The organism is Cupriavidus sp. D39, assembly GCF_026627925.1.
Taxonomy (GTDB): Bacteria; Pseudomonadota; Gammaproteobacteria; order Burkholderiales; family Burkholderiaceae; genus Cupriavidus; species Cupriavidus ulmosensis.
Map to the genome: position 1 here is coordinate 5,279,826 of NZ_JAPNLE010000009.1, position 15,517 is coordinate 5,295,342.

Genomic DNA, 15,517 nt, shown 5'->3' on the forward strand with positions numbered 1-15,517 from the left:
CTATGATACTCATTGAGCATATGAATGGGATGACGTGAATCGTATGCATACGCTGACTGAGCGCCCCATCGATCCCGCCACGGAGCGGACAGCGCTGGCCTTTCTCGACCGGATAGCGGTTTCTTATCCGGTACGGGGCGCTATCCTTTTTGGCAGTCGCGCCAAGGGGAACTTCCGCGAGGACAGCGACGCCGACATTGCCGTGGTGCTGCCTGGCCCACGCGGCCAGTTCATGGCGGCAAAGCTCGCCATGGCGGACGTGGCGTTTGACGTGCTGCTGGAAACCGGCATTCGCGTGCAACCCCTGCCCGTATGGGAAGAGGAGTTGGCGCACCCAGAGGACTATCCGAATCCGGCCTTGCTGCACAACATCGAGAGCGATGGGATTCGGTTGTGTTGACACCTAAAGACCTGTTCGCAAAGGGGCGCAGGGCGGCCGCGTCAGCCGTGCTGTTGTTGAGTGACGGCGATATCTTCAGATTGAAGAGTCTGATCCGGGTACGGCAGGGAAGTGCGAATGATGGGCAACGAGTATGAATTGACGCCGGGCGACCCTGGTTGGAGCGGCAGCACTCAATGGTTTATGCACGCTCTGCTTGTGAACTCCGGCGCTTACGTGTCGGGACATTTGCTTGTGGCGAACACTGCAATAGAACGCGAACGACGTTTTGCGCGTTCAGCAGGATCGTCTCCTCTGTGCGTGGATCGGGGGCGAGTCCGGACAGCGTCACCGCACCCACCAACGTTGAAACAATCGCATTGGCGACGTCTGCATGCCCCGCGATACCTAGCTGCTGCGTTTGCTGGGCGATCAGTCGGACCAGGCGCTCGTAGCCGTCTACGGTCGTCGCCTTGACCTGTTCGTCGGTGTGCCGGAGTTCACTGCCCAGAGTTGCCAAAGGACACAAATACACCGGGTCTTTGCCCTGAAGTTGGTGAAGATAGAGAGAAACGACGGTATCGAGCGCTTCCCCTGGTGGCTTGCCGACGATGGCACGTTCGAACATGTCCATCAGTTGCGCGAACGCCGCGCCGTTGGCTTCGGCAACCAGCAGCTCCTTCGACCCGAAATGCCGATAGAAGCCGCCTTGCGTCAGGCCAGCGGCAACCATGATGTCGGCGATGCCTGTTGCGGCGAGACCCTGGTTAGAAATACCCTGGAAGCTGTTGCGACGATGCGCTTCCTCGTTTCGGCCGTTTCGATTCTCGACTTTCTCATCTTGCTGACCCTGGTTCCAGAAAAACGCCTTGCGGCGTTTAGAGTTTCAATCTACTCTAAATTTAGAGTTCGTAGATGCTCTAAATGCCAGCCGGGGGCGAGCAACGCCCGGGGCGGGGAGGATCGGCCAGGCGCTGTGTGCAGGTTGTTCTGGCTGCGTCCGGGCGAGACGATCCGGCTGGACCGTCGCGAAGGCATCTGGCTAAGCACAGACGCTAATGCCGCAGCGGAGGTTTCGCTGACCGGTGCCTATGTTGCACGCTCAGTCTTTGTCGCTGGATGCCTTGATCGTGTTGCCCGCTGATCTTCCATTGGCTTGCGCCGTCGCTCCGATGTCCCGCCCTTGGAATCCGAAGTGACACAGCCAGCAATCCAGGCGTTTCCCCAGTACCGACCACCAGGATCCTGGCGATCGGCCAGGTCACGTCGGCACCATCGTTAGACCAGCTCAACGCCCGTCTACCGTTGGAAGTCCCTCAAACGGTCCGCCTCTATCTCGACGGCAAGAAATGTGAGCGCGACCAGAATGCTGTCGTCTCACGACGCTGCGGCGGTCGGCCCTCCGCAAATTTACGAGGTAACAACTATGACTATGCACCTGTTAGACAATCCAGTATGGCATGCACTCACCGGCCCTCAACGGCATTTCGGCATCGGCGAGGGTCCGGCGAGGCGCTATCAGCCAGACATTTCGCCGATAGCAGCACTCGAAAATCCTCTGGCCGCCGAGTCGTGGGCGGCACTTGCTGATATCGTGAAGGTTGGCGAAACGATTGGTCTGTTCGGCGCCAGGAGCGAGTCGGTGCCGGACGGCTGGGAAACCCAGTGGCGCGATCCATTTTTGCAGATGATCTGCACGCAGAGGAGTTTCCGCGCACCGATCAGCGGTACGACGGCGCCTATGATGAGGGAGCTCCATCTGTCCGATGGCGCTGCGATGGTGACCCTGGCAGGCTTGACGGAGCCCGGACCGATGGAGAAGCGCACGGTGACAATCGGGCGCTATCTCGGCATCTTCGACGGGAACGCCTCCCTCATTGCGATGGCCGGCGAACGCGTTCGCCTTGACGGGTTCACGGAAGTCAGCGGCGTCTGCACGCACCCGGACCATCGGGGTAAAGGTTATGCCAATGTCCTTGTCGCTTCGCTCGCGAGGCAGATCGTCGAACGCGGCGAGACGGCTTTTCTTCACGTCAAGGACGGGAACAGCGGCGCCGCTAGCGTGTACGAAAAACTTGGATTCTCTGTCCGCGCCGTGCGCGACATCGCTGCACTGAAAAAACGGGAGCGATCCAGGCCTGAACTTTCGGCCTGATCGCCGTTCATTGATGAAGGTCGGGCGCGACCTGCCCGTCGCGCCTTGAGTTGGCTTGCCACCCCTTGGGAGACGCCGATGTCCTCGAGTTCTATGCCTACAGCACTCGTCACAAACTCTACCGGCTACGCGGGGCCGCCGGCAGTGGATGCGCTTGGCGAAGCCGGATTTCGAGTCCTCGTTCACGACCGGCAATTCAGCGATCAGGCCGTTCTCGAAGAGTTCCTGCAGTTGCATCCACACGCGGAATATGTTCGCGCCGAAAGTCCAGCCGGATTGCCGGGCGCCGCCATGAATGTTACCGGCAGGCTCGACGCAATCGTCAGCAACGACCACTATCCCGCCGTTCAGACCGCGTCGGAGAAAGCCTCGCTCGAGGACCTGCGTAATACGCTCGAGGTACTCGTCGTTGAGCCATTCGCCATGTTGCAGGCCGCGATTCCCCATCTGAAGGCGCAAGGACGGGGCAATGTCATCGTGATCACTTCATGCCGCACGCACTCCCCAATTCCTGGTGGCGCAATTCCCGACTCGGCGAGAGCGGCGGCGAACGCCATGGTGCGATCCCTCGCGGTCGAACTTGCTCGCCACCAGATTGCCGTCAACGCGATCGCCCCGAATTTTCTCTACAGCGAAGCATACTATCCCCGCGCCAGGTTCATTGATGACCCGGTCGGCCGCGCGTACGTCGAGACAACCGTGCCGGCCCAGCGATTAGGTCGCCCTGACGAAATCGGCGAGGTAATACGGTTCCTCGCGACCACACAGGCCCACTTCCTCACCGGCGCGATCATCGATTTCAACGGAGCCTGGCCGGGCTGCGAGGTTCGTCCGACGTAAAACGTTGCGGCCAATCCTATTCCCTTGATCGACGATCAGATCTGCGCTCTGCCGCCATCCACGAAGAGTTCGATGCCCGTGACGAAACTGGAGTCTTCCGATGCGAGAAACAGGGCAGCTTTGGCAACCTCGTCGGCTTCCCCCATCCGTCCCATCGGGATGGTAGATAAAATCTTCGCAATAGCGTCCTGAGGTTGCTGACCAATGATCGGGGTATCAATCGGACCCGGGCTAAGGACGTTTGAACGGATGCGACGGTCCTTCAGCTCCACGGTCCACCCTCGCACGAAATTGCGGATGGCCGCCTTGGTCGCGCCGTATACCCAGAAGGCAGGCGTCCCTTTGGCGCTCGCGATGGAGCCCGTGAGAATGATCGACCCGCCGTCATTCAAGAGCGGCAGGGCCTTTTGGACGGTGAAGAGCACTCCCTTCACGTTGGTACTGAACAGTTTGTCGAAATGCGCTTCGGTGATATCGCCCAAGGCGGCGAACTCAGCGATGCCGGCGTTGGCGAAGACGATGTCGATTCTTCGCCCTGTCGCGTTGACGCTTTCATAGAGACGATCAAGATCAGCCAACTTGGCGACGTCTCCCTGGATGCCGCTCACATTGTCCCCGATGGCCCTTACGGCTTCGTCGAGCTCCTCCTGGCGACGGCCGGTGATGAAGACGTAGGCGCCCTCGGCGACGAAGAGCTTAGCGGCGGCGAAGCCTATCCCCGACGAGCCGCCGGTGATGACGGCCACCTTTCCTGCAACTTACACATAGCGATGACTCCGTTGATTGCTAATTCCGATTGGCAGCGCCTCTGGGCTGGCGCTCAGCTGCCAAAAAATAGCCAAGCGCCCATGCTCCGCTGCATTCGAGGATGGTTTGCGCGTACCGACCAACGCCGGCCAGCCAGTCGATCATCTCCTTGGCCGTCCGGCGGCTAGACCTCGAACCGGAACGCCGCCCCGTCGCGCTTCACATGTCCAGCTGTCGGCGCGGCATAGTGGGTGCCGATGACCAGGATTGGCTGGTCGGCCCATTCGGCGAACATCTTCACGCGGGTGGCCGTCGCAGCCTGGGTGTCGCTGTCGAGGCTCGTCGTCCACTCGGGGTGCGCCATTTGGCAGGGATGGTGGGTTATGTCGCCGGTGATCACCGCGCGCTGCCCTTCCGATTCGATCACCACGCTGACATGGCCCGGCGTGTGGCCGGGGTTGGCCTCAGGCGGACCTCAGGAGAGACGCGGTGGTCCATCTCCACCAGTTCGGTCAAGCCGGCGTCGAAGATTGGCCGCACGCTGTCTCCCATGATCGCCTGCTGCTCCTCGTCGCCCTCGTTGCTCCAATGCTCGAATTCGCGCTTGCCGATCAGGTACCGGGCCTTGGGGAAGGTCGGGACCCACTTGCCGTCCACCAACATGGTGTTCCAGCCCACATGGTCCACGTGCAGGTGGGTGCAGACCACAGCGTCGACACTGTCGCGGCTCCAGCCCGCATCCGCCAGGTGTTGCAGGAACGCCGTCGCCAGCGGGTTTCCGCCCACCAGATGGCGCGGCTTGTCGTTGCCGATGCAGGTGTCGACCATCAGCCTCAGCCCCGGCGCCTCCACTAGCAGGGCGTGGATGGACACGTTGAGCGAACCATCCTCGTTGGCGAAGTGCGGATAGAGCCAGGGGCTGGCCTTCAGCGCCTCCGGCGTCGCGTCCCGCAGGAAAAAGCCCTCCGGATCGTAGGGGAGGGGCATCAGCATCTCGACCACGCAGGTGATCTTCACCGCGCCCACCTGCCAGCTCAACATGACGTCTTCCTCCTGCTTGCCTTGGACGAGCGCAGTGCGCCGCATCGGCGTGGGGCCATAAAAATGGACGGCGACTGTTCATGGTTTCCTTCTGGCATGGAAAGACAACCGCGAAGGTAGATGCCGCCCTCGACTGGAAGCTCAATGTCTTTGCGAATGATCATCACTGGCCCTTACGTCATGTTGCTAATTTGGGTGATTCAACGTTAATTCCATCGGAACAAGCCCGGACGGCGAAACCGTCGAAGCGTTCATCCCGTTGGAGACTCTTCGAGCCAGCGCCGGATATTGGCGACTGTGTCCCGGTAGAAGGTTTCGTAAAGCCCCCGCGATACGTAGCCGATGTGCGGCGTCGCAAGCACGTTGGTCATCGTCCGGAAAGGATGGTTCGGCGGGAGCGGCTCCTGATCGAACACGTCGATCGCCGCGCCCGCGATTTTCCGGGCATGAAGTGCTTCAACCAAGTCGGTCTCAGTGACAATCTGACCGCGGGAGGTATTGATCAAACGGGCCGTCGGTTTCATCAGGGACAGTTCCTCGGCTCCGACCAAGCCCCTTGTTCTTTGGCTCAGGACAAGGTGGACGCTCAAGAAATCGGCCTGCTTGAACAATGTTTCCTTCGACACGAACTCTGCACCGGCCGCAATAACGCGCTCCGGGGTGAGGTTTTCGCTCCAGGCGATTACATTCATTCCGAATGCCACGCCGATCCTGGCGACGTCTCGACCGACATTGCCAAGCCCCAGGACGGCGAGTGTCCTTCCCGACAGATCGTCGCCAACGGACTGCTGCCAACCTCCTCGTCTCAAGGACCCGCCTTCGCTTGCAATGTGGCGGGCGCTACCAAGAATGAGGGCCCATGTCAGTTCGACGGTGGGGGTGGATGTATAACCCGTGTGAACGACCTTGATCCCTTGCCGAACGGCGGTATCGGTATCAATCGAGGCATTGCGAGGGGCCGTCGACGCGATCAGCTTGAGGCCCGGCAGGCGTTCCAAAATGTCGCGCGTGAGCGGCGTTCTCTCCCGCATCACGCACACGACGGCAAATGGCTTCAGTCTTGCGACGATCGCATCCGCTTCCGCCAGATGGTCATGGAAGATAGTGATGCTCGCCCACCGCTTCAGCGATGACCAGTCGGCAAGCGAGAGAGCGGCGTGCTGGTAATCGTCCAGGACGGCGATCCTGATCGGGCCGCCATCGATGTGCGTTTTCTCCCGGCCGGGCCATTCATCAGCGTTGATCATGTCAGTGCACGATGGGGTTGCCATGTCGATCATTCCGCCAGGACGACTTTGCCAAAGGGCCGATCCTCAATCAGATGGCGCAAGGCTTCGCCCGCCTCGCCAAGCGGATAAACCCGCTCGACGATGGGCTTGACTGATCCGCTGACGATCAGCGGGATGATGTCCCGCCACGCGGTGGCAATCGCGGTCGGTGATTGGGCAAACAAAGAGAAGCCGGCCATCCGCGCGCGTTTCCAGATCAGGTCCGTCACATCGATCGTGGTCTTTCGTCCGGCGGAATAGCCCAGCGTGATCAGGACACCGCCGAGACCAAGGCTGCTCAACGCCTCACTGGTCACGGTGCCGCCGATGCTCTCGATGACGATATCGACACCGCTGCCGGCCGTTATCCGGCGAACACCGTCGGTGAGAGCTTCCGTGCTGAGGTCAATCACGTCTTCGAAGCCAAGCTCGCGTGCGCGAGCGGCTTTCGCCGCGCTGCCGGCCGTCGAAATCACCTTGCCGGCGCCCTGCGCCCGCGCGAGCTGATAGGTTGCGTTGCCGACCGACCCGCCGATTGCCGGAGCCAGCACCGTCATGCCGGGCTTGAATTCGGCCAGCGTCAATGTGATCTGCGCCGTCAGATAGGCCACTGGAAGGCTGGCCGCGACTACGTCGTCGATCACGTCGGGCACGAGCGCCAGATCTTCGGGGCGCACCAGCAGCCATTCTTGCCACGCGCCATGTTCACGAACGCCGTAAGGCCCGGTGAACATCACGCGGCTTCCCACCGCGAGACCGGAGTCGCCGGCATCCTCGATGACACCAGCGCCCTCATTGCCGAGCACCAGCGGCGCCTTGGCCCGGGGGTGCCCACCCGACAGGATCGTATGATCGAGCGGCGTCACGCCGGCGGCCGTGACGCGAACCAGTACCCTGTCTTTTGCCGGTTGCGGCCTGGGCAATTCGATCTGCCGCAAGCCGCCATAGCCCGAGAATGTCTCCGCCTCAATCGCACGCATCGTCATCTTCCTGTAAAGTTACGGACCTGTACGTTACTTTAATGTTAGGTACAGGTCTGTTACTTTGTCAAGCGGGAAATCGGAACGAGTGCGGAACGAGTGGAGCATGCGGATATGACGGCAGGAACCCGGCCCCGGCGGGGAGCCCCGCCAAAGGGCGAAGTGAGCGCGCGCGAGCGCATCCTCGCGACGGCAAGTGAATTGTTTTACCGCGAGGGCATCCGCGCCATCGGGGTCGACACGGTTGTCGAGCGATCCGGGGTGTCGAAGACGAGCCTCTATCGCCTGTTTGAATCCAAGGACGCTTTGATCGCCGCCTTCGCAGCCGAACAGGATCGGTTGTTCCGGGTGCGGTGGGATCGCATTGAAGAGCAGCACGCTGATGACCCGCGCGCTTTGCTGGAGGCGCTGCTATCCGGGATCGCAGAGCGGATCGGACTCCCCGCCTTTCGGGGCTGTCCGTTCCTCAACCTGGCGACGGAGTTTCCCGACGACAACCATCCTGGCCAGGTCGTCGCCCGGGGCAACAAGGAGGAAATGCGGGCGAGGCTCGCGACCATAGTGGCCAGGCTTGGCGCCAGTGATCCCGGCCGAACTGCATTTCAGATAACGCTGCTCATCAACGGCGCGTACGTCAGCGGCCTGATGGCAGAACCGGCTGATCTGAGGGGCGACCTCGTCGATGCCGCCATGAAGTTGTTGGCTTAGATCTGACGACTTGCATTTAAAACCTCTTTCTGAGCAAGTGGCATGCGCTATCGACTGCTGTGTTCTAAAACCGTCAACGTGACACCCAGTGCCGAGCGCTGGCAGCGCAAAGTTGAAAGAGAACGCACCATGCCTCCTCGCGTATCAGGCTTAGGCGCACTGCCGCCCAGCCTAGCCCTGTCACGGCAAATATGCGCAGGCTCAGGAACGCGAACGCGATCATTTGCCGGATTCGGTTCTTGCCTCGAGTGCGTGGACGACGGCCGCCATGTCGGACTGGCCGTGCCCCAGCGCCAGCGTCTCACCGAATAGCGCATAGCAGACATCCAGTAGCGGCGACGCGACCCCGGCTTCTCTGGCCGCTTCCACAATCAATCGATTGTCCTTCAGCACATTGGTGATCGACCCCTGGACATCGAAGTCACGCATCACCAGCTTAAGAATTTTCACGCGTGAGATGCCGCTCGCCATCTGACCGGCGTCCACGATGGCGCGGAACTGCTGCATGTCCAGACCATGTCGCTCGGCAAAATGAGCCGCTTCCGCAAGGCCGGCGACCGTGGTGATCAGAAACAGGTTCACCGCAAGCTTCATGAGGAGCCCGCTCGGAACCGGGCCGCACACCATCGTCTGATGGCACATTGGCTCGAGCAAGGAGCGGACGCTTTCGACGGCCGCGTCTTCACCCGCTAGCATCGCCACGAGGTGGCCCGCCTCGGCGGGCTTGCGCGAGCCCGAGACGGGCGCTTCCACGTAGCTGCCACCGGCGTTGCGAATGTCGGCTTCGAGTCCGCGCGAGTAGTCGGGCGAGGTGGTCCCCATGTGGACGATCGTGTGGTGCACAATGTTCGCGCTGAACTGCGGCGTGCCGCGGGCGAGGACGGCGTCGATTGCGTCGCCGTCGGTCAGCATCAGGAATACTACGCGGGTGCGTTTAAATATCTCGTCAGGGTTCGTCACGACGGTTGCGCCCGCCGCTCGCAAAGACTCGCTCTTGTCAGCGGAGCGATTCCAGACAATGAGTTGCGTGCCTGCGCGGGCCAGATTGAGCGCCATTGGCTGCCCCATGACACCTAAGCCGATGAAACCGATGCACATATTCACCTCTATCCCAAGGCGGTTGTTGCTTGTGGCGACACGGTCGAATTCGTTGCCGCGAACACCAAGAGCTGGTTTCGAATGTGGAGCATGCGGATATGAAGGCAGTATTTGATCGACGTTTCCTGCGTGACCTCGCCCTGGATGATGTCCCGGTGCTCGCCTGCTGCGGCAAAGAGCCGACATAGCGCGGCGACATGCCCGCGCTCGGCGCCACCCCTCGCGACGAAGGCGGCTAACGCGCTCGAAATCCTTTCGGTGCGTGTAATTTCCATCATGAGCATTCTTCTCCGGCAATCCCGCTTTGCGGTATCAACACGAATGTTGTTTCCGGCGCAGCACGACCATGTTCACGACATGCACCAGCACGGCCTCGTCGTCCTGGTTCAGGGTGGTCGTTCGGAGCTTGATCAGACCCTGCTCTGGACGCGACTTTGACGGTCGCACCTCGATCACCTCGCACTCGACGCGCAACTCGTCACCGGGGCGCACTGGCCGGGGCCAGCGGCACTCGTCGAGGCCAGCGCCGACGAAGCCGCCAGCCGGCTTGAGTTCGGTCTCAATCATCAACCGCATCGTCACGGCAGCGGTGTGCCAGCCGCTGGCAGCCAGTCCACCGAAAATCGAGCGGCGCGCCGCCGCCTCATCGAGGTGGAAGGGCTGTGGATCGAATTCGGCAGCGAACGCGAGGACCCGCTCCTTGTCGATGCGCAGCCGCCCTGAACCGAACGTCTGCCCCACTGCAAAATCTTCTAGATAGCGCTCGCTCAACTGATTCATGATTCAGTCCCAGCTTTACGCAATGGTTTCGAGCGCGAGCGGGATGTCTTCACTGACGCCGATGCACAAGGTGACGATGCCCCGTTCGAAACCATCACGGCGCATCGAATGAATGAGGCGGGTGGTGAGCACGGCCTCTGTTGCCCCGATCGGGTGGCCACGGGCGATGGCGCCGCCTTCGACATTGACGATGTCCTGGGACAGCCCGAGAAAGTCTCCGCCTCGATCGCACGCATCGTCATCTTCCTGTAAAGTTACGGACCTGTACGTTACTTTGATATTAGGAACAGGTCTGTTACTTTGTCAAGCGGGAAATCGGAACGAGTGCGGAACGAGTGGAGCATGCGGATATGACGGCAGGAACCCGGCCCCGGCGGGGAGCCCCGCCAAAGGGCGAAGCGAGCGCGCGCGAGCGCATCCTCGCGACGGCAAGCGAATTGTTTTACCGCGAGGGCATTCGCGCCATCGGGGTCGACACGGTCGTCGAGCGATCCGGGGTGTCGAAGACGAGCCTCTATCGCCTGTTTGAATCCAAGGACGCTTTGATCGCCGCCTTCGCTGCCGAACAGGATCGGTTGTTCTGGGCGCGGTGGGATCGCATTGAAGAGCAGCACGCTGATGACCCGCGCGCTTTGCTGGAGGCGCTGCTATCCGGGATCGCAGAGCGGATCGGACTCCCCGCCTTTCGGGGCTGTCCGTTCCTCAACCTGGCGACGGAGTTTCCCGACGACAACCATCCTGGCCGGGTCGTCGCCCGGGGCAACAAGGAGGAAATGCGGGCGAGGCTCGCGACCATAGTGGCCAGGCTTGGCGCCAGTGATCCCGACCGAACTGCATTTCAGATAACGCTGCTCATCAACGGCGCGTACGTCAGCGGCCTCATGGCAGAACCGGCTGATCTGAGGGGCGACCTCGTCGATGCCGCCATGAAGTTGTTGGCCTAGTGGTTTGCCGACTTTGCATGGATGCGATCCAGGCCAATATCAACGGTTCATCAGACTTTCGTGTGGGTCCTCCATCCGAGCGAGAGCGACACGATGCAATGCGCTGGTTTGCTCCCCTCTCCCATGAAATGGGAGAGGGGCCGAGGGAGAGGGTGGGCGCTAGCTCAAGGTGAAGCGCCTCGCTCTTGCGGATGCCCGCCCTCTCCCCCAACCCCTCTCCCGCTGCGCGGGAGAGGGGAGCTACACCTGCGCGAGATTGCACGCGAGCGCTCTTGCTACCCCTGCGCCGGACTTCACCCGGCGACCCACACAGAAGTCTGAAGAACCATACCAACTTGTCGATCGATCTTTTGCCATCTCCGTTACGTGACGGCTGCGGCCGGACCTGGAAGCCGGAACCGGTCGTGCCCCATAACAGCCTCTCGGGCAGACGAGATCAACCCGACCATCATCTGCCCGGCAATCACGCTTATCGCTGTGCCATGGTCATATAGTCGACCGTCAAACCAGCCAACGCCCTAACCCCATTCACCAGCGCCGGCTCATCCACGTAGAACTCCGGCGAGTGATTGGACGGCGCCTTGTTTACGTCCGTGCCCTTGGGCGTGACGCCAAGATTGAAGAACAGGCCCGGCACGTTCTCCTGGTAGAAGGAGAAGTCCTCCGAGGCGGTGGCCTTGGGCGCGATCATCCAGTTGCCGTCGCCGGCCACGCGCTTGAGGGTGGGGGCCATCTTGTCGGTCAGCGCGGGCTGGTTGACGGTGGCGTTGTAGAGTTCCACCACCTTGAAGGTGGCCTCGGCGCCGGCGCTGCTGGCGATGGCCTCGGTGGTGCGCTTCATGCGGGCGTGGATGTCCTTCTTCATGCCTTCGTCGTAGGTGCGCACCGTGCCCATCATCTCGACCTTCTCCGGCACGATGTTCATGCGGTTTCCGCCGTGGATGGTGCCGACCGTGATCACCGACGGCTCCAGCATGGCGTTGACCTGGCGGCTCTGGATGGTCTGCAGGCCCATGACGATCTGCGAGGCCACCACGATCGGGTCGATGCCGCCCCAGGGGCGCGCACCGTGGGTCTGGCGGCCTTTGACGTCGATCCAGAACTGGTCGGCGGCGGCCATCGACGGGCCGCTGCGCCAGGCCAGCTTGCCCGACTCGATGCCGCTGCTCACGTGCAGGCCGAAGATGGCATCCACCTTGGGATTGTCCAGCACGCCCTCGGCCACCATCTGCTTGGCGCCCCACATATTGCTGCCGTTGGGCTCGAAGTCCGCCGGGCTTTCCTCGGCCGGCTGGAAGATGAACTTGACCGTGCCGGGCAGCTGGTCCTTCATGCCGGCCAGCACCTCGGCCGTGGCCATCAGGATGGCGACATGGGTGTCATGCCCGCAGGCGTGCATCACGTCCACTTCCTTGCCCAGGTACTGGCCGCGGGCCTTGGAGGCGAAGGGCACGTCCACGCGCTCCTTGACCGGCAAGGCATCCATATCGGCGCGCAGCGCCACCACCGGGCCCGGCTTGCCGCCCTTGAGCACGCCCACCACGCCGGTCTTGGCGACCCCCGTCTTTACTTCCATGCCGAGCTTGCGCAGGTGGTCCGCCACCAGCTTGGAGGTGCGGACCTCGTAGTTGCCTAGTTCGGGATGCTGGTGGATGTCGCGGCGCCAGGCGATCAGCTGCGCCTCCACGGCCTTGGCGCGGGTATCGATCTGCGCCTGCAGGCTTTCGCTGCCGGCGGCTTGTGCCCGCGCGGCGGCGGGTGCCAGGCACAGCAGGCCGGCGGCCAGCGCGAGCGCGGACACGCCGGCACGCAAGGCGGACGGGGGGCAAGCATGGAAACGATGGGCTTTGGGTGCTGCCATAAAGACTCTCCTCTTGGTTTTTCTTCGTGTTGGAAGCTGGGTTGCGCCTGGCCCTCAGCGGATGCCGAGCCGGGCTCGTGTCTGGCCCAGCGCCACCAGGCTGATCACCGCGCACGCCATCAGGTAGAAGCTCGGCGCCAGCTTGCTGCCGGTGGCGCCGATCAGCCAGGTCAGGATGAACGGCGCGAAGCCGCCAAACAGCGTCACCGCGATGTTGTACGAGAGCGAGAGGCCCGTGGTGCGCGTCTTGACCGGGAAGATCTCCGACGCTAGCGCCGGCAGCGCGCCAAAGTACAGCGTCATCATCAGCCCCAGCACCACCTGCACCGCCAGCATCACGCCGAAGCCGGGGTAGTGGCTGAGCAGCCAGAACAGCGGCCAGATCGACACCAGCAACAGCAGCGCCGCAAGGCGCATGGGCGGGATGCGGCCATAGCGATCGGACCAGTGCCCGACCAGCGGGGCGAACAGCATCTGCACCACGCCCGTGGCCAGCGTGGCGGCGAACGCCGCCGAGGGCGGCAGGCCGAGCTGCTTGACCGCATAGGTGGGCATGTACAGCACCAGGTACGTCGACACCGTGGCCACGATCACCACGCCCATGGCCAGCAGCAGGCGCACCTTCTGATGGCTGAGCGTGTCGCGCAGCGGCGTCTCGGTGGTCTCGGCCTGGAGGAACTCGGGCGTTTCGTCGACGTGGCGGCGGATGTAGTAGGCCACCGGGCCGATCAGCAGGCCGAACAGGAAGGGCACGCGCCAGCCCCAGGATTGCATCTGCTCGGGCGTGAGCGTGGTGGTGAGCACCGCGCCAAAGCCCGCGGCAAGCAGGGTGGTCAGGCCCTGGCTGGCAACCTGGAAGCTGGAGTAAAAGCCGCGGCGGTTGGGCGCATGCTCGGCGAGAAAGGCGGTGGCGCTGCCGAATTCGCCGCCTGCCGAGAAGCCCTGGATCATGCGCGCCAGCACGATGCCGATGGGCGCCATGACGCCGATCGCGGCATAGGTGGGCAGCAGCGCAATGATCAGCGTGCCCACCATCATCAGCAGGATGGAGAGCGTCAGCGCGGCGCGCCGTCCCTTGCGGTCGGCATAGACGCCGATCACGATGGCGCCCAGCGGGCGCATGAAGAACGACACGCCGAAGGTGCCGAGCGTCAGCAGCAACGAGGTGTTCGCATCGTGGTTGGGAAAGAACAGCGCGGAGATGGTGACGGCGAAAAAGCCGTAGACGACCAGGTCGAACCACTCCAAGGCATTGCCGATCGAGGCCGAGATCACCGCGCGCCAGGGGTGGCGCGTGGCGGGCGCCGCCGATTCCGCCGCGCCGCTGTTGCTGGTACCGCTTGCCGATACTGCTGTCATGGTGTCTCCCTGTTATTTTTGGACATGACGCAACGGCCGGCCCGCCTTGGCGGCGGCCCGGCTACAACGGAAAACGGCTTAGTTCGCGCGCAGGCTGTCGACCACCTTGTGCAGGAAGGCCTCGCAGGCGGCGAGCTGGTCGAGCGCGACGTACTCGTCGGGCTTGTGGGCCTGCTCGATATCGCCGGGGCCGCACACCACGGCCGGGATGCCGGCGCGCTGGAACAGGCCGGCCTCGGTGCCGTAGGCGACCTTGTTGACGTCGCGGTCGGCGGTCAGCGCGCGCACCAGTTGCGTGATGGCGGCCTGCTCTGCCACGTCGAGCGAGGGCGCGGCGGCGATCTTGTTGATGGTCAGGCCCGCGTCGGCATGCTCGGCGCGCATCTTCGGCAGCAGCACGTCGTTGGCGTAGCCCTGGATGCGGGCGAAGATGGCATCCGGATCGACACCCGGCAGGTTGCGGAATTCGAACACGAACTCGCACAGCGCCGGGATGGTGTTGAGCGCGATGCCGCCGTGGATGGTGCCGGTCTGGGCCGTGGTGAAGGGCACGTCGAAGTCGCGGTCGTAGGGCCCGTTGGCCTTGAACTCGTCGGCGATGTCGCGGATATGGCAGATCAGGCGGGCGGCGTATTCGATGGCGTTGACGCCCTTGGGCGTGAGCGAGGAATGCGCGGCCTGGCCCTTGACGCAGCAGCGGTAGGCATTGATGCCCTTGTGCGCCACGATCACGCGCATGCTGGTGGGCTCGCCGACGATGCAGCCGGCCGGGGTCACGCCGCGCTCGCGCAGCTCCGCCAGCAGGTAGGGGCGCCCATGCAGCCGATCTCTTCATCGAAGGACAGCGCATAGTGCACCGGCTCGCGCAGCTTGGCCTCAAGCAGCGTGGGCAGCAGCGCCAGGCTGGTGCCGATAAAGCCCTTCATGTCGCAGGTGCCGCGCCCATACAGGCGGCCATCGCGGATCACCGGCTTGAACGGGTCGGTGGTCCAGTTCTGGCCATCCACCGGCACCACATCGGTGTGGCCCGACAGCACGATGCCGCCATCGGTGCTGCCGTCGGCGGCGGGCACGGTGACGAACAGGTTGGCCTTGTCGCCCTGCGGGTTGTAGCTCAGGTGGGGGCGCAGGCCCTTGGCCAGGAAATGATCGCGCACCGCTTCGATCAGGCCGAGGTTGGAGTGGCGGCTGGTGGTGTCGTAGCTGACCAGGCGCTGGGTCCAGTCGAGCGCGCTGCCGCGGGTTGCGGCATCGGCAGGCTTGCTGAGGGTATCGGCTTGCATGGCTTGGGGCCTTTGGCTTTTGGTAACGTGTTAAGTAAATGATGCTACACCGTGCCGGCCCGCGGGTCCATGCA

General features: G+C 62.8%; 17 protein-coding genes and 2 pseudogenes. 6 read left to right on the forward strand and 13 right to left on the reverse strand.

The window, feature by feature from the left end; genetic code table 11:
* Positions 1–43 precede the first annotated feature (43 nt).
* A complete protein-coding gene (locus OMK73_RS36710; protein WP_267606294.1) occupies positions 44–400 on the forward strand; it encodes a nucleotidyltransferase domain-containing protein in 357 nt (118 codons plus the stop codon).
* 181 nt (positions 401–581) lie between these two features.
* On the opposite strand, the gene OMK73_RS36715 is transcribed toward OMK73_RS36710, so the two are convergent.
* On the reverse strand, positions 582–1,112 hold the full coding sequence (locus OMK73_RS36715; RefSeq protein WP_267606295.1) for a TetR/AcrR family transcriptional regulator: 531 nt from the start codon (positions 1,110–1,112) through the stop codon (positions 582–584).
* Between OMK73_RS36715 and OMK73_RS36720 the strand changes: the two genes are divergently transcribed.
* From OMK73_RS36720 to OMK73_RS36730, 3 genes are all read left to right on the forward strand, one after another.
* Positions 1,089–1,523 (forward strand): hypothetical protein, encoded by a 435-nt coding sequence (locus OMK73_RS36720; RefSeq protein WP_267606296.1) that lies wholly within the window; start codon positions 1,089–1,091, stop codon positions 1,521–1,523. The two genes, OMK73_RS36715 and OMK73_RS36720, sit on opposite strands and share 24 nt — an antisense overlap.
* A 282-nt stretch (positions 1,524–1,805) precedes the next feature.
* Positions 1,806–2,534, forward strand: coding sequence for a GNAT family N-acetyltransferase (locus OMK73_RS36725; RefSeq protein ID WP_267606297.1), 729 nt, complete (start codon positions 1,806–1,808; stop codon positions 2,532–2,534).
* Between the two features lie 78 nt (positions 2,535–2,612).
* A complete protein-coding gene (locus tag OMK73_RS36730) occupies positions 2,613–3,374 on the forward strand; it encodes an SDR family oxidoreductase (protein ID WP_267606298.1) in 762 nt (253 codons plus the stop codon).
* Between the two features lie 35 nt (positions 3,375–3,409).
* On the opposite strand, the gene OMK73_RS36735 is transcribed toward OMK73_RS36730, so the two are convergent.
* The 5 genes from OMK73_RS36735 to OMK73_RS36755 all read right to left on the reverse strand — a co-directional run bounded on the left by OMK73_RS36735 (position 3,410) and on the right by OMK73_RS36755 (position 7,410).
* Positions 3,410–4,120: an SDR family NAD(P)-dependent oxidoreductase gene (locus OMK73_RS36735; protein WP_267606299.1), complete on the reverse strand. Its 711-nt coding sequence runs from the start codon at positions 4,118–4,120 to the stop codon at positions 3,410–3,412.
* 185 nt (positions 4,121–4,305) lie between these two features.
* Positions 4,306–4,551 carry a hypothetical protein gene (locus OMK73_RS36740; RefSeq protein ID WP_267606300.1) on the reverse strand — a complete coding sequence of 82 codons (246 nt, stop codon included), beginning with the start codon at positions 4,549–4,551 and terminating at the stop codon, positions 4,306–4,308.
* Positions 4,545–5,162 carry an MBL fold metallo-hydrolase gene (locus OMK73_RS36745; RefSeq protein WP_267606301.1) on the reverse strand — a complete coding sequence of 206 codons (618 nt, stop codon included), beginning with the start codon at positions 5,160–5,162 and terminating at the stop codon, positions 4,545–4,547. The genes OMK73_RS36740 and OMK73_RS36745 overlap by 7 nt, the downstream gene beginning before the upstream one ends.
* A gap of 251 nt (positions 5,163–5,413) precedes the next feature.
* Positions 5,414–6,409 carry a D-2-hydroxyacid dehydrogenase family protein gene (locus tag OMK73_RS36750; protein WP_267606302.1) on the reverse strand — a complete coding sequence of 332 codons (996 nt, stop codon included), beginning with the start codon at positions 6,407–6,409 and terminating at the stop codon, positions 5,414–5,416.
* A 29-nt stretch (positions 6,410–6,438) separates the two neighbouring features.
* A complete protein-coding gene (locus OMK73_RS36755) occupies positions 6,439–7,410 on the reverse strand; it encodes a quinone oxidoreductase family protein (RefSeq protein WP_267606303.1) in 972 nt (323 codons plus the stop codon).
* Between the two features lie 162 nt (positions 7,411–7,572).
* Here OMK73_RS36755 and OMK73_RS36760 point away from each other — a divergent pair, with 162 nt between their 5' ends.
* A complete protein-coding gene (locus OMK73_RS36760; RefSeq protein ID WP_267606304.1) occupies positions 7,573–8,118 on the forward strand; it encodes a TetR/AcrR family transcriptional regulator in 546 nt (181 codons plus the stop codon).
* A gap of 219 nt (positions 8,119–8,337) precedes the next feature.
* On the opposite strand, the gene OMK73_RS36765 is transcribed toward OMK73_RS36760, so the two are convergent.
* The 4 genes and pseudogenes from OMK73_RS36765 to OMK73_RS36780 all read right to left on the reverse strand — a co-directional run.
* Positions 8,338–9,216 carry an NAD(P)-dependent oxidoreductase gene (locus tag OMK73_RS36765; protein ID WP_267606305.1) on the reverse strand — a complete coding sequence of 293 codons (879 nt, stop codon included), beginning with the start codon at positions 9,214–9,216 and terminating at the stop codon, positions 8,338–8,340.
* 8 nt (positions 9,217–9,224) lie between these two features.
* Positions 9,225–9,494 (reverse strand): hypothetical protein, encoded by a 270-nt coding sequence (locus OMK73_RS36770; RefSeq protein WP_267606306.1) that lies wholly within the window; start codon positions 9,492–9,494, stop codon positions 9,225–9,227.
* A gap of 34 nt (positions 9,495–9,528) precedes the next feature.
* Positions 9,529–9,996 (reverse strand): MaoC family dehydratase, encoded by a 468-nt coding sequence (locus OMK73_RS36775; protein WP_420715639.1) that lies wholly within the window; start codon positions 9,994–9,996, stop codon positions 9,529–9,531.
* Positions 9,997–10,011: 15 nt separating this feature from the next.
* A pseudogene (locus OMK73_RS36780) lies at positions 10,012–10,206 on the reverse strand (acetyl-CoA C-acyltransferase); the annotation flags it as partial.
* Between the two features lie 140 nt (positions 10,207–10,346).
* Here OMK73_RS36780 and OMK73_RS36785 point away from each other — a divergent pair.
* Entirely contained in the window at positions 10,347–10,940 is a 594-nt protein-coding gene (locus OMK73_RS36785; RefSeq protein ID WP_267606307.1) for a TetR/AcrR family transcriptional regulator, read from the forward strand.
* 469 nt (positions 10,941–11,409) lie between these two features.
* Here OMK73_RS36785 and OMK73_RS36790 read toward each other — a convergent pair whose 3' ends face one another.
* The 3 genes and pseudogenes from OMK73_RS36790 to argE all read right to left on the reverse strand — a co-directional run bounded on the left by OMK73_RS36790 (position 11,410) and on the right by argE (position 15,443).
* Positions 11,410–12,801, reverse strand: coding sequence for an amidohydrolase (locus OMK73_RS36790; RefSeq protein ID WP_267606308.1), 1,392 nt, complete (start codon positions 12,799–12,801; stop codon positions 11,410–11,412).
* A 54-nt stretch (positions 12,802–12,855) separates the two neighbouring features.
* On the reverse strand, positions 12,856–14,160 hold the full coding sequence (locus tag OMK73_RS36795) for an MFS transporter (protein ID WP_267606309.1): 1,305 nt from the start codon (positions 14,158–14,160) through the stop codon (positions 12,856–12,858).
* 78 nt (positions 14,161–14,238) lie between these two features.
* A pseudogene (argE, locus tag OMK73_RS36800) lies at positions 14,239–15,443 on the reverse strand (acetylornithine deacetylase).
* Positions 15,444–15,517: the final 74 nt, after the last annotated feature.

Coding starts and splice junctions, on each gene's coding strand:
- OMK73_RS36730 (WP_267606298.1), top strand. CDS start 2,613: ATGTCCTCGAGTTCTATGCCTACAGCACTCGTCACAAACTCTACCGGC.
- OMK73_RS36790 (WP_267606308.1), bottom strand. CDS start 12,801: ATGGCAGCACCCAAAGCCCATCGTTTCCATGCTTGCCCCCCGTCCGCC.
- OMK73_RS36795 (WP_267606309.1), bottom strand. CDS start 14,160: ATGACAGCAGTATCGGCAAGCGGTACCAGCAACAGCGGCGCGGCGGAA.
- OMK73_RS36715 (WP_267606295.1), bottom strand. CDS start 1,112: ATGGTTGCCGCTGGCCTGACGCAAGGCGGCTTCTATCGGCATTTCGGG.
- OMK73_RS36785 (WP_267606307.1), top strand. CDS start 10,347: ATGACGGCAGGAACCCGGCCCCGGCGGGGAGCCCCGCCAAAGGGCGAA.
- OMK73_RS36770 (WP_267606306.1), bottom strand. CDS start 9,494: ATGATGGAAATTACACGCACCGAAAGGATTTCGAGCGCGTTAGCCGCC.
- OMK73_RS36745 (WP_267606301.1), bottom strand. CDS start 5,162: ATGTTGAGCTGGCAGGTGGGCGCGGTGAAGATCACCTGCGTGGTCGAG.
- OMK73_RS36765 (WP_267606305.1), bottom strand. CDS start 9,216: ATGTGCATCGGTTTCATCGGCTTAGGTGTCATGGGGCAGCCAATGGCG.
- OMK73_RS36725 (WP_267606297.1), top strand. CDS start 1,806: ATGACTATGCACCTGTTAGACAATCCAGTATGGCATGCACTCACCGGC.
- OMK73_RS36775 (WP_420715639.1), bottom strand. CDS start 9,996: ATGAATCAGTTGAGCGAGCGCTATCTAGAAGATTTTGCAGTGGGGCAG.
- OMK73_RS36710 (WP_267606294.1), top strand. CDS start 44: ATGCATACGCTGACTGAGCGCCCCATCGATCCCGCCACGGAGCGGACA.
- OMK73_RS36750 (WP_267606302.1), bottom strand. CDS start 6,409: ATGATCAACGCTGATGAATGGCCCGGCCGGGAGAAAACGCACATCGAT.
- OMK73_RS36755 (WP_267606303.1), bottom strand. CDS start 7,410: ATGCGTGCGATTGAGGCGGAGACATTCTCGGGCTATGGCGGCTTGCGG.